This is a genomic window from Enterococcus sp. AZ167 (assembly GCF_051714025.1).
GTDB classification, from domain to species: Bacteria; Bacillota; Bacilli; order Lactobacillales; family Enterococcaceae; genus Enterococcus_D; species Enterococcus_D casseliflavus.
Genome location: NZ_JBIORB010000001.1, coordinates 1,809,973 through 1,823,023, shown reverse-complemented (window position 1 = coordinate 1,823,023; position 13,051 = coordinate 1,809,973). Strand labels below are relative to the sequence as shown.

Annotated in this window: 12 protein-coding genes; 10 read left to right on the top strand and 2 right to left on the bottom strand. The window is 41.7% G+C overall.

The window, feature by feature from the left end:
* Positions 1-100 precede the first annotated feature (100 nt).
* From IGJ05_RS08540 to IGJ05_RS08505, 8 genes are all read left to right on the top strand, one after another.
* Complete coding sequence (locus IGJ05_RS08540; protein ID WP_060792763.1) at positions 101-1,426, top strand: 6-phospho-beta-glucosidase; 1,326 nt, start codon at positions 101-103, stop codon at positions 1,424-1,426.
* 2 nt (positions 1,427-1,428) lie between these two features.
* Positions 1,429-2,154, top strand: coding sequence for a glucosamine-6-phosphate deaminase (locus IGJ05_RS08535; RefSeq protein WP_081116986.1), 726 nt, complete (start codon positions 1,429-1,431; stop codon positions 2,152-2,154).
* A 14-nt stretch (positions 2,155-2,168) separates the two neighbouring features.
* Positions 2,169-3,431 carry a PTS sugar transporter subunit IIC gene (locus IGJ05_RS08530; protein WP_081116985.1) on the top strand — a complete coding sequence of 421 codons (1,263 nt, stop codon included), beginning with the start codon at positions 2,169-2,171 and terminating at the stop codon, positions 3,429-3,431.
* Between the two features lie 363 nt (positions 3,432-3,794).
* Complete coding sequence (locus IGJ05_RS08525) at positions 3,795-5,834, top strand: BglG family transcription antiterminator (RefSeq protein WP_081116984.1); 2,040 nt, start codon at positions 3,795-3,797, stop codon at positions 5,832-5,834.
* Complete coding sequence (locus tag IGJ05_RS08520) at positions 5,831-6,112, top strand: PTS sugar transporter subunit IIB (RefSeq protein ID WP_005227537.1); 282 nt, start codon at positions 5,831-5,833, stop codon at positions 6,110-6,112. Before IGJ05_RS08525 ends, IGJ05_RS08520 begins: the two co-directional genes overlap by 4 nt.
* A 16-nt stretch (positions 6,113-6,128) precedes the next feature.
* Positions 6,129-7,493, top strand: coding sequence for a PTS ascorbate transporter subunit IIC (locus IGJ05_RS08515; protein ID WP_015508967.1), 1,365 nt, complete (start codon positions 6,129-6,131; stop codon positions 7,491-7,493).
* Between the two features lie 22 nt (positions 7,494-7,515).
* Positions 7,516-8,373 (top strand): transketolase, encoded by an 858-nt coding sequence (locus IGJ05_RS08510; protein WP_005231438.1) that lies wholly within the window; start codon positions 7,516-7,518, stop codon positions 8,371-8,373.
* A gap of 3 nt (positions 8,374-8,376) precedes the next feature.
* A complete protein-coding gene (locus IGJ05_RS08505) occupies positions 8,377-9,339 on the top strand; it encodes a transketolase family protein (protein ID WP_081116982.1) in 963 nt (320 codons plus the stop codon).
* Between the two features lie 114 nt (positions 9,340-9,453).
* Here IGJ05_RS08505 and IGJ05_RS08500 read toward each other — a convergent pair whose 3' ends face one another.
* Together IGJ05_RS08500 and IGJ05_RS08495 are read right to left on the bottom strand one after the other, a co-directional pair.
* On the bottom strand, positions 9,454-10,920 hold the full coding sequence (locus IGJ05_RS08500; protein ID WP_081116981.1) for a PH domain-containing protein: 1,467 nt from the start codon (positions 10,918-10,920) through the stop codon (positions 9,454-9,456).
* Positions 10,910-11,401: a PH domain-containing protein gene (locus IGJ05_RS08495; protein ID WP_005227545.1), complete on the bottom strand. Its 492-nt coding sequence runs from the start codon at positions 11,399-11,401 to the stop codon at positions 10,910-10,912. Before IGJ05_RS08495 ends, IGJ05_RS08500 begins: the two co-directional genes overlap by 11 nt.
* A gap of 105 nt (positions 11,402-11,506) precedes the next feature.
* Between IGJ05_RS08495 and IGJ05_RS08490 the strand changes: the two genes are divergently transcribed.
* Together IGJ05_RS08490 and IGJ05_RS08485 are read left to right on the top strand one after the other, a co-directional pair.
* The gene (locus tag IGJ05_RS08490; RefSeq protein ID WP_081116980.1) at positions 11,507-11,707 is read left to right on the top strand and encodes a transcriptional regulator; all 201 of its coding nucleotides are present in this window, start codon (positions 11,507-11,509) and stop codon (positions 11,705-11,707) included.
* 387 nt (positions 11,708-12,094) lie between these two features.
* Positions 12,095-12,937 carry a class I SAM-dependent methyltransferase gene (locus IGJ05_RS08485; protein WP_081116979.1) on the top strand — a complete coding sequence of 281 codons (843 nt, stop codon included), beginning with the start codon at positions 12,095-12,097 and terminating at the stop codon, positions 12,935-12,937.
* Positions 12,938-13,051 lie beyond the last annotated feature (114 nt).

Below are 13,051 nucleotides of genomic sequence, written 5' to 3'. Positions count from 1 at the left end.
TCAATCATTTGCTTTTGTAACCGTTTACTTAAAGGCGGTATTTATGGAGATAAAAATAATCTATACTGACCATGTAGTTAAGTTAAAGGAGTGTTTCAGGATGGATAAAGGAATAAAAATTGCAACAATTGGCGGTGGATCAAGTTATACACCAGAATTGATAGAAGGATTTATTAAACGATATGCTGAATTACCGATTTCAGAATTATGGCTTGTGGATATTGAACAAGGAAGAGAGAAATTAGAAATTGTTGGGGAACTTGCTAAACGTATGGTAAAAAAAGCGGAACTTCCAATGAAAATTTATATGACTCTTGATCGTGAAGCGGCATTAAAGGGTGCGGACTTCGTTACGACCCAATTTCGTGTAGGTCTTTTGGAAGCGCGAGCGAAAGACGAGAGAATCCCTTTAACATATGACACGATTGGACAAGAAACGAATGGTCCAGGAGGGCTTTTTAAAGGATTACGCACGATTCCCGTTATCTTAGAAATAGTGAAAGACATGGAGCGTCTTTGCCCAGAAGCATGGCTGATCAACTTTACTAATCCAGCTGGCATGGTGACAGAAGCTGTCTTACGCCATAGCAATATGCGTAGAGTAGTAGGTTTGTGTAATGGACCAATTGGAATAGAACGTGGCATTGCAGAAACATTAAAAGTACCCAAAGAAGAATTATATGTTGAATTTACTGGACTAAATCATATGGTTTTTGCGAAAAAGATTTATCATAAAGGGATTGATGTGACTCAAAAAGTACTTACATTGATGACGCAAGATGCTGGTGATGCAGTTGGTCTGAAAAACATTGCTGATTTAGAATGGGAACCAGATTTTTTCCGAACACTTGGCATGATTCCCATCGGCTATTTAAGGTATTACTATCAGACAGCCACTATGTTGTCTGAGCAAAAACAATCAGCAGAAAAAGAAGGAACTCGTGCAGAAGTTGTGCAGAAAATCGAACATGAATTGTTTGAACTTTATAAAGATGAACATCTAGCAATCAAACCACCTCAATTATCAGAACGTGGGGGCGCTTATTATAGTGAAGCAGCATGTAATTTAATTAATTCCATCTATAATGACAAACGTGATATTCAAACGGTCAATACAAGAAATAATGGAGCCATCAGTGATATCGATTGTGATTCAGCGGTTGAAGTAAATTGTTTGATTACAAAACAAGGACCGATCCCTTTGACTACAGGTGAATTGCCTATTCCTATCAAAGGGCTAGTTCAACAAATTAAGTCTTTTGAACGTATAGCGGCCCAAGCAGCTGTTACGGGAGACTATAACACTGCTTTATTAGCGATGACGATCAATCCCTTAGTTCCAAGTGATAGGACAGCAAAGCAACTACTTGATGAAATGCTTTTGGCACACAAAGAATATCTGCCGAATTTTTTTAAAGGAGAATGACAATGAATATAAAATACTATGTTGAGGCAAATTACCAGGAAGTCAGTAAGATCTGTGCAAAACTCATTTTAGATGTCTTGAAAGAAAAGCCAAATGGGTTATATTGCTTTGCAGGTGGTGATACACCCGTAGGAACGCTTAACATCATTGCAGAAGCAGCAATCAATAAAGAAATAGATTTATCCCAGGCAAAGTTTATTGAACTAGATGAATGGGTTGGAATCGATCCGAAAAATGAAGGCAGTTGTATATCCTATTTGAAAAGAAACTTATTCAATCGGGTTCCTATTGACCTAAAGCAACTTCACACATTTGATCCTTTAGCCGATGATTTAAATGAGGAATGCAAAAAAGCTGATAAATTTATCGAGGAGAATGGAGGATTAACACTGAGTTTGCTTGGGGTTGGAGTAAATGGTCACTTAGGTTTTAATGAGCCTGGTTCGTCCTTCGAAGATAAAGCTCATATAGTGAACTTAGACGAATCAACCCAAAGTGTTGGGAAAAAATATTTTTCAGACGTGAAAGTTGATCGTACGAAAGGAATTACGTTAGGGATAGGACAATTATTACAATCTGGAACAATGATCGTACAAGCTAGTGGAGCAAAAAAGAAATCTGCGATACAACAATTTCTAAGCGGTACGATTACAAAAGAGTGTCCAGTTACTTCTCTATGGTTGCATAAAGATCCTGTATTGGTGGTTGATAAGGAAGTCGTGAACTAAAAGGAGGAAAAAAGATGCAGGTCATTGAGAACAAGGTATTGCCTATATTGCTGAAAATAGGCAATAGTAAACACTTAGTTGCTATAAGAAATGGGATTTCCATGACGATTCCTTTTACTATTGTTGGAAGTATCTTCCTAATCATTGGTAACTTTCCAATACAGTCATGGATGGATTTTGTGTCAAATTGGGGGCCGCAGTTGAATGCACCAGTCAATGTTACGTTCGGAATCCTTGGACTGATATCTGCAATTGGCATAGGCTATCATTTAGGAAAAGAGTTTGGTGTTGATGCTATTTCTAATTCGATGCTCACAACTATCGGCTTTCTTCTAGCAACATTAAACGATGACTGGACGATAAATTTGGCTAATTTTGGTGCTAGTGGTATGTTTACCGCGATCATTGTTGGGGTATTTGTCACTCATGCTTTTAAATGGTTTGTCACTCATAATATTGTAATAAAAATGCCAGAAGGTGTGCCGCCCACTGTAGCAACTTCTTTTGCAACGTTAATCCCAGGAGCATTTATTCTGACCGTTATATGGATCGTCAGAACTTTATTAGGGGTTGATATCAATGAAATCATTACTATTGTTTTCCAACCTTTAATGCAAGGGATGGGAACACTCCCAGGCATGCTGCTATACACACTTCTCGTTTGTATGCTATGGATATGTGGAATCCACGGAGACAATGTTTTGTCCGGAATTGCGACCCCTGTTTTCCTAAGTTATCTTGCTGATAATACGGCAGCTTTTCAAAGTGGTGTAGAAGTTCCTCATGTTTTTGCCGATGGATTTTGGATTGTCTTTATGTGTTTAGGCGGAACTGGAGCAACACTAGGTCTAGTGTTAAATATGCTCCATTCCAGAAGTAAGATGTATAAGTCGATTGGACGATTATCATTGCCGTCAGCTATTTTTTGTATCAATGAACCGGTTATTTTTGGTTTGCCTATTGTGATGAATCCTGTAATGCTTATTCCCTTTATAGCAACGCCTATGGTCCTATGTATCGGTACGTATATCCTAATGAATATTGGTATAGTAGGACCGATTGTTATTCAAGTTCCATGGACTATTCCTCCTATTATTGGTCCTTATTTAGCTACTAATGGTAGTATTGGAGCAGCTGTTTGGTCTGTTGTATCAATTGCTATCTCATATTTTATTTATATGCCATTTTTCAAAATATTGGAAAAGCAGCAAGTAAAAAACGAAGCCGCAAAGACACAGGAAACGGAAACAACGATTCCTGTTAGTATAAGTGAGTAGATAGAAAAAGCTTATTTTCCATCATTTATTAAGATAAGTCTTTTAGGTATCAGAAAATAACTTTAAAAAAGTATATTGGAAAAATGACGATTGCTTTTAATGATTCTGATAGTTTCAATAATAAAACAACAAATAGCATCAGTATCTAAGCGAATCAGTAAATGATTCGCTTTTTTTAATGTTGTATTTTTTATCCATTTGTTTCTATCAACAAAACCTTCTCGGATACTATATTGGATGTTATGGTAATCCTTGAGATCACCTCTTCGGTCCATCGTTAAAAAAAAACGAAGTTTCAGTTGTACCGAGAAATGATGGCGATTTCATTTTGTGCAAGCTATAGTTTAGGTGGGGGTAGCAAATATGATTCATTTCAAATTGACGTATCTGTTTTCAGAACCAAATGTTGAGGCGTTTCTTGATTTGACGAAGTGGAGGGATGAGGAATTTTTGGCTGAGATTGCCAAAATCAATCAAATCACTGAACAGCGGTTGAATCAACGAATCATGATTCATGAGGGAGAAGTTTTGATTCCTTCACTGATTCAACGAAAGTGGCCGGAAATTCTTTTCGATGTCCAGAAGAATACGTTGTTTTTTTCGGAAGAAGAGCGGCGGTCCATGATTTATCTTCTGACTTTTTCAGCAGTGAAAGATTTATCCGTCTATCAGTTTCAAGAGCTGTTCTATGTCAGTAAAAATACGATTTTGAAGGATGTAAAGGGGATCAGAGAGGAACTTGCAGCTTTCAAGATTCAACTATTGTACTCTCGAAAATATGGCTTTTATCTAGAGGGAGAGGAATATCAGATTCGCGCTCTTGCCTTTCGAAAGGTCAGCACGTTATCCAATACGAAAAACGGGAACTTGCTCTTATTTGAGGGAATCTATGAGCAGGATAAAACGATCTATGTTCAAATCAGAGATCGTTTGTCCGCAACACTGACTGATTTCAATCTGGTGATCGTTCCGAGTCGCTTCGAAGAAATGCTTTATTTTCTTAATTATCTATCCTTTCGGATGGCAGAAACGGCTGTTTCTTTAGCGGAGACAGAAATACCGCTGCTCCAGTCGCTGAATGTCCATCAAGTCAGTCAGCAGTTTTTAGCAGAATTTCCTGACATCAAAGATCGGAAAACAGAAGAACTTTATGTAACGATCCTGTTGAAAACGATTCTGCAAGGAGATATCGAAGATACTTCATTAGAGTTTTTATTGGAATGTGCCAGTAAGATCATTCATGAAATGGAACGGCTGGCAGCTATCGAGTTTGTGGACTATCGCACCCTTTTGATGAACACATTCTATCATCTTGTACCAGCGTATTTTCGAATCCGCTACGGTTTTCCACTGGAGAATGTACTGATTGAAGAAATCAAGCTGCAATACAATGAGTTGTTTGAACTGACGAGACGAGCACTGGGTTCTTTAGAAGACCTAGTCGGCACGATCCCTGATGAAGAAATCGGTTATTTTACGATTTTGTTTGGTGGAGAAATCAGTAAACAAAAGGCCAAACGTGATTACTTCCAACTGAATGCATTAGTCGTTTGTCCCAGTGGCATCAGTTCATCCTTGATTTTGGAATCAGAATTAAAGGAACTGTTTCCCCAGATCCATTTTTTGCCGGCTCGTTCGATCGAAGAGTACGAAAATGTTCGGTTTAATGAAGAGATTGATCTGATTTTTTCCAGTGCGCCGATCAAAACCAAACGACCCTGTTATGTGATCAATCCGATTATGACACCCATTGAGAAGGATGAACTGGTTAAAAACGTACAAGCGGCATTTTTCCCTTCAAAAACTGGATTGCATTCCATTGACGATGTGTTAGAAGTGATTTTGCCCTATGTTGATTTAAAAGCAGGAATCAGTAAGCAAAAGCTGAGAAAAATTTTGCAAAGAAAAATCAATCGAGAATTGAATAGAAGGGAAGACCAACGTCCGATGTTATCAGATTTATTAACAGCAGAAACCATCCAATTTACCGAGGTGCCGCTGACTTGGCAAGAAGCCATTCGAGAAGCTGCTGCGCCATTAAAAAAGACCAATAAAATTGAGGAGCAGTATATTACCGCCATGATCAATAAAGTGGTGGATCACGGTCCTTTTATCCATATTGGAAAAGGCATCGCTTTGCCTCATGCACGTCCAGAAGATGGGGTCAATGCCATCGGGATGTCGTTATTAAAAGTCAAAGAACCAGTGCTTTTGAATGATGATCCGCAACACCCCATTCACGTGTTTATATGTTTGGCGGCGGTTGACAATGAACTCCATCTAAAAGCGTTAGCGAGTTTAACTAAAATTTTGTCGAATAATGAAAAACTAACTGCGTTACTTTCCGCAACCAATGCGGATCAAATAATTGAAGTGATTAGAGAAGGAGAAGATGAAAAATGAAATTTGCAGCAGTGTGTGGGTCAGGATTAGGATCAAGTTTTATGGTGGAGATGAATATCAATTCTGTTTTAAATGAACTGGGTGTCTCAGGCGTGGAAGTGTCCCATTATGATTTAGGAAGTGCTGCACCCGATATGGCGGATGTTTTCTTCGTTGGCGGCGATTTAGCCGATAGTGCGCAGCATCTAGGTGAGATCGTAGTTTTAGACAGTATTATCGATCTCGATGAATTGAAGCAAAAGGTTCAAGCCGTTTGTCAGGAAAAAGGATTACTATAAAAAGGAGTAGACAGTCATGAACGAATTTTTAGATATTCTTGTTGATATCGCGAGTACCCCAGCGATCTTAGTTGCGCTGATCGCCGTTTTGGGGAATGTGCTGCAGAAAAAAGACATTGCCACGATCGTCAAAGGGGGGATCAAAACCTTTGTTGGGTTTCTCGTGGTCACTGCCGGGGCTGGGGTGATCGAAAGCTCTCTGGCGCCATTTGGGGAGATGTTCCAAGCAGCCTTTAACATGCAAGGGGTCGTACCGAATAACGAAGCGATCGTTGCGCTGGCTTTGACGACTTACGGCACCTATACCGCACTTATTATGTTAGCAGGAATGGCCTTCAATATTTTGATTGCACGTATCACTCGCTTTAAATACATTTATTTGACTGGGCATGCCACGTTGTATATGGCTTGCATGATTGCGGTGATTTTGAGCGTTACTGGAATGAACACCTTTAATCTAGTTTTATTTGGCGGCTTAGCGTTAGGGATCTGTAACACGATTTTCCCAGCGATCGCACAACCGTTTACCCGAGAAATTACTAAAAATGATTCCGTCGCATTGGGGCATACGGGGAACTTCGGCTACGCATTGAGCGGGTTGATTGGGAAATACGTCGGCAATAAGGAAAAATCTACCGAAGACATCAATTTTCCGAAAGGCCTGTCTTTCTTGCGGGATTCTACTGTTAGTATCACGATTACGATGGCGGTTGTATACGTGATCGTAGCAATTTTTGCTGGGAGTGAATTTATTACGGAAAATCTTAGCAATGGCACGAACTCGATCATTTATTCGTTGCAGCAAGCAGGTTCGTTTGCCGCTGGTGTCTTTGTGATTTTAGCTGGTGTCCGTTTGATTTTGGCAGAAATCGTACCAGCCTTTAAAGGGATTTCTGAAAAGCTTGTTCCTAATGCGATTCCTGCATTGGATTGTCCAATCGTCTTTCCTTATGCGCCAAATGCTGTTCTGATTGGTTTTCTAACCAGTTTTGTCGGTGGGATCGTTAGTTTGATCATCATGGTCTTCACAGGAACAACCGTTATTATTCCAGGGGTCGTACCCCATTTCTTCTGTGGCGCAACGGCAGGTGTTTACGGCAATGCAACGGGTGGTGTGCGAGGCGCCGTCATTGGTTCCTTTATTCATGGGATCATTATCAGCTTCATGCCGATCTTGTTGATGCCAGTCATGGGGGATCTTGGGTTCCAAGGATCAACTTTCTCTGATACCGACTATGGGGTTGCAGGGATCTTCCTAGGAAACTTAGCCAATATGGGCGGTCAAATCGCCATCTTCTCAGGGATAATTGCGGTAGTCGCGGTCTTGATCGGATTGACGATTTTCAAGAAAAACAGTCGGACAAAATCTGTTTCTGAATAAATAGAGGATGGAGGGATAAATAGTGGCAATCAGTGAACAAAAATACCACGAGCTTGAAGAATTAGCGGCAAAGATTCGTTTAGATACCCTTTGCAGCATCAAGAAAATGGGACAAGGCCATCTGGGCGGCTCCTTTTCAATTGTTGAATTATTGGCCGTTTTGTACGGCAAACAGCTGCGAATCAATCCACAAGATCCACAGTGGGCGGATCGTGACCGACTCGTCTTGTCAAAAGGGCATGCTGGCGCCGCCCTGTATAGTGCATTAGCAAATACGGGCTATTTTGATCGGTCGTGGTTATGGACGATCAATGAGGGCGGCACGAGACTGCCTTCCCATCCAGATCGCTGGAAAACGCCGGGGGTTGATGCCACCACAGGTTCACTGGGGCAGGGAACTTCCATGGCTGCTGGGATCGCGACAGGCCTGCGCTTGGCAGGCAAGGACAATTTTGTTTATTTGATCGTTGGAGATGGTGAACTAAATGAAGGACAGTGCTGGGAAGCCTTCCAATACATTGCCCACTTTAAACTGAATCACTGTATCGTCATTATTGATGACAACAAAAAACAGCTAGATGGGCCAACCAAAGACATTCTTGATCCTTTTGATATACAGCAGAAGATGACTGCTTTTGGCTTTTATACAGAAAAAGTTCCAGGGGCAGACATGCAAGCCATTGATGAGGCAATCGAGCGCTGCAAAGCAATCGAAGACCAAGCGGTTTGCATTGTCTTGGACAGCGTGAAAGGACAAGGCGTTCCTTTCTTTGAAGAACTAGATGCCAATCACTCCGTGAAGTTTACCACGGATGAGATCAATCAAGCGGCAGAAGCGGCAATCAAAGAATTGACGATAAAAATCGAAGGAGGACGCTAAGGCATGTTTACATTAAGCAAAACCACTGCTGCTGGTAAAGAGCTACGAACATGTGTCGTTGACACATTGGTGGAACTCATGGATGAAAATAACCAGCTAGTTGCGTTAGATGCCGACCTTGGTTCTGCCAGCGGCTGGACAGCGATTGCCAACAAACATCCCCAACGCTTTATCAACATGGGGATCGCGGAAGCCAATATGGTTGGTGTCGCAGCTGGCTTGAGTTTAACTGGTTATACACCTTTTATCCACACCTTTGGGCCATTTGCGACGCGTCGGGTATTCGATCAGCTGTTTATTTCTGGCGGCTATGGCGGCAATACGATCAATATTTACGGTTCTGATCCAGGGTTTGCAGTCGGGCACAACGGCGGCACCCATACGACATGGGAAGATGTGGCTTTGATGCGAATGATTCCCCAATCGGTCGTCTGCGATGCAGCGGATGAAGTCCAAATGGCGTGGATCATAAAAACCTTTAGCCAATTATCAGGCATTCATTACGTACGAGGCAATCGGAAAGCGGTTCCGATGATTTATGAAAAAGGCTCGACCTTTGAACTAGGAAAAGGCAATATTTTAAGACCAGGCGATGAACTGTTGTTGATTGCTAGCGGCCAATTGGTTTCTGAAACACTGCAAGTGGCAGAAGAATTAGCAGAAATAGGAATTAGCTGCGAAGTGATCGACATGTTTACCATCAAACCAATCGATAAAGAATTGATCCTCCGCGAAGTTCAGGGGAAACGGCAAGTCATCACCATCGAAAATCATTCTATTACCGGTGGACTAGGAAGTGCCGTCGCCGAAGTACTTGCTGAAACTGGCAGTGCTGTCCCCTTAAAACGCATTGGTGTCAATGAACGATTCGGTCAAGTCGGCACACCCGATTTTTTGCAAAAAGAATATGGCTTAGATGCTGCTTCAATCAAGCAGCAAATAGTCGAGGGGAAGGCCAGGGGATAGAAAAAGGAAGCATCAGCGACTCAATGGTTGATGCTTCCTTTTCATTCCTTTCAGATCTTGTAAAAAAAGCGTCAAACAGCGTGTCAGTCCTGCTGTTTGATGCTTTTTTATGAACTAAGACAAAAACCAGCGCCGTAAGTTTTCTGCTTCGGTTAATGGAAAATAGAACAGCTTACTTTCGGTGAGAGTATCTTCGGTTTTGATGGTTAGCTGTGACTTGCCAAGCCCTCTTTTGTGCTGCCAATGCGTGGTGGTGACAGTGAAATCTTGGATTTTATTTTTCTTCAGATAAGCGGTCACCTTCGTAAGACCGCGGATCGTTTGGCACAACAATACGTGGTTATCTAAAAATTGATAGCCTTGTATTTTGCCTCGCCAGATGCTTGATAACACGAAGGAGCCAAAGAACACGAAGAAAATCAGGGCTAACCACCAGAAAAAGAAGGCAGAGATTCCTACAGCAAGCAGTCCGATCAGCAGCGGCCAACGGCAGAAGTACCAAAAGTTGGGTCGTGGATTTTTCACTAGAGCGGGTTGTTGAAACGACCATTCGGGCAAAAAGCGGGCCAATGTTTCGGTCAGCTGCGCCTCTTTCAAAATGGGGAACAGATAGACCGTATCGTCGCTTTCTGATGAACTGCCAGCAGCCAGCAGTAATTTGACGGAGCTTAGATGAAAGATTCTTCGATAAAGGTTTTGTTCGACACTCAGCCCTTGGATCCTAGCGAGGGGAATCGTTTGGTGTCGTTTAGAAAACAAGCCCTGCGTGATCAGCAGCTGTTGTTGGTTCGTTTCCACCGTAAAGCCATAATAACGGAAAAGATTTCTGGCGATCGCAAGGAAGAAAAACAAAATCAGTAGCCCGAGTAAAAGTGCAGCACCTAATAAAAGGCCAAGTTGCTGCAATTCCGATGCATAGGCAAAGAAATTGGGAATGTTGTCGATCACGTTGTAGCCGATGACTAGAACCAAGGTGAAAACAGAAAAATCAGTGAGAGAAAACAAGAAAATCTCCTTGAATTTCAAAGTGAATGTTTCTAGCGGCGGCTTGGCTGACTTCTCAGCTGAAAACGCAGCGTAATCGTCGGTTGGTTCTTCTCCACTAGCTGCTTGGGCATTCGGCTGTTGTGGTGTCGCAGCCGCCTTTTTTGACGCTTCGATGGAGGCAATGAGAGTCAGCGGCAATGCAGGGAAAAGAATTTCGGCTTCACCACTCGAACTTGCGGCGCTTTCCAACTTCACTTCAGCTAATTTAAACGGACGTAAATAAAAGTAATGATTCTCTTGAATGGTTTGGATGCGTTCAAATGGCAAAATCGTTTGTTTTTGAATAAAGAGTCCTTTGTTGACTAGCACACTCGTTTGATCGATTTGAAAGGTAAAGCGGGCGTAAGACAGTACCGCAAAAATCAGACAGACCAGTAAAAATAGCAGAATGCCGCCCAGAATCATCGGAAAAGAAGGGGCGTCGTTGAATAATTTGAATACAAGCAGAAATGCTAGTACCAGAAAATTTTTGCAATTTTTGAACCAATAAAGACCGATACACAGCAACGGCAGTCGTTGTTTTTCATAGATCATCTTTGACCACCTCGACTAAATTCATGATGGTTTCTCGCAAGCGTTCGGCTTGCGCCACTGGCAAGCCTTCAATGGTGTGGTTGGTGGCAGCCGTATGGATCTGTAAGGAGACTAAAGCGTATTTTCGCAAAAAGATCCCTTGGTCCGTTTCGATGTGCTGGATTCGGCGGATCGGAATATACGTGGTGCTGCGAAATAGATAGCCACGTTGAATAGCGATATCCTTTTCTTGGATCTCGTAGCGATGGAATTTGTAACGGTAGCTCATCAGCACAAAAGAAAGCAGATGACTGATCAAAGTCAGTGCCAATAGGCTTGACCAAAGGGCGAACACCCAGAAATGAAGCCAGTTTTGCATGGATAAAAACCAAAAAGAAGCAGCGAAAAGTAAACTGAAAATGATTAGTGAAGTAATTGTCCGCAACCGCCAAACACGGATGATGGTCTGAGGCATTTGTTCATTTAATAAGGGATAATTCAAGGGAAACGTCCTTTCTACATAGAAATAACTGGTTTACCCACAAATATAGTGGAGATAGAAGAAAAAAACAAGCTTAGAAATTAAAAATAGTTAATTGTGATTTAATTGCAGATAGAAGAAGTACCAGAGGCAGTTTGCACGGTCCATAAAGGAGCCTATGCTGCAGTGATCCAGTTTGCTGAAAATAACGGCTATCGAATCACAGGGCCTTTTCGTGAAAGCTATATTGATGGCATTTGGAATAAAGAAAGTGAAGAGGAATGGCTGACTGAGATCCAGCTTCCTGTTGAAAAAATCAGCAGGTGAAGGGAAGTAAACATTCAGCGTTCTTGCAAAATTTCTCCCCCTAAGGTGCGAATTTCGGCAAGACCATCGTTTAATCGAGCGTCTACAGTCAATTCCCATTGACAAATCGACTGGCGCCTTCTAAACTAAAGGCAGAAAAACAAGAGAAAAAGGTGATGGCTCCGGCCTATCTGCTGTTATTCCTTCGTTAACAGGGGTAGGACTGGAAAAGAGTAAATAAAATCAATTTCATAGGCAAAAAATTGACTGCATGCAGTGTTATTTGAAGTGCCTATCATTGATTTTATTTTACTCTTCGCTTTTTGATCTTCATCGCTTGAAGATTGACCGCAGAGTAAAATCTGCGGTCTTTTTTGTTTTTCGATTATTTTGAAAGGGGAAAATAAAATGTACCAAGAATTGAGAAAGGCAATCGAGCGGCCACCGCTCTATAAAAAAATGGCAGGGGCGTTTTGGGATGATGCGTATATTTCCAAGCAAATGTTAAAGGCTCATTTGGATCCTGATTTTGAGGGAGCGAGTAGAAAGGCTGACTTTATCGACGAATCCGTTCGCTGGATCAGTCGCATTGTTCCACCAGAAAAACAGACGCAACTTCTTGATATCGGTTGCGGACCAGGGATCTATGCGGAAAAATTTGCAGCGCTGGGCTATCAAGTGACAGGCGTTGATTACTCCAGAAGGTCCATCGCCTATGCGAGAGATTCCGCGAGTAAGCAGCAATTAAACATTTCCTATCTATTTGATAATTATTTGGAGATGGCATTGCCTCAGCAGTTTGACTTTATTACCTTGATTTATTGTGATTATGGTGCCTTAAATCCAGAGGAACGAAAACTGCTGCTAAATAATGTGCTGGCGCATCTAAAACCAGGTGGCAAATTTTTGTTCGATGTATTTACGATTGCCCAGTTTTTAACGCTTAATGAAGAGCAGACCTGGGAAAGTCACGAATCAGCAGGGTTTTGGCGGGGGAAGCCCCATCTTGTGCTGAATCAACGATGGAAATATCCTGATCACGTCTTGCTGGAGCAAACAACGATTTTAGCAGAAACTGAGCTCACCAATTATTATTTATGGACGACCTATTTTACAAAAGATGCATTGCTGAGGGAAGTTCAGGCTGCAGGCTTTGATATCTGTGAGGTATTTGGCGATGTCAAAGGCAGTCCTTATAGCGAAGAAGGTTCAACAATGGCGATACTACTGAAAAAACCATGCACTCATTGAAAGAGTGGTTTTTATGTAAATAGAAGCAAAAAGAAACGACGATTTTCTGTCGTTTCTTTTTGTTTGGCGCAGGTCTGGTCGATTGATTCCTAGGTACGAATGATGTGGCTCTTT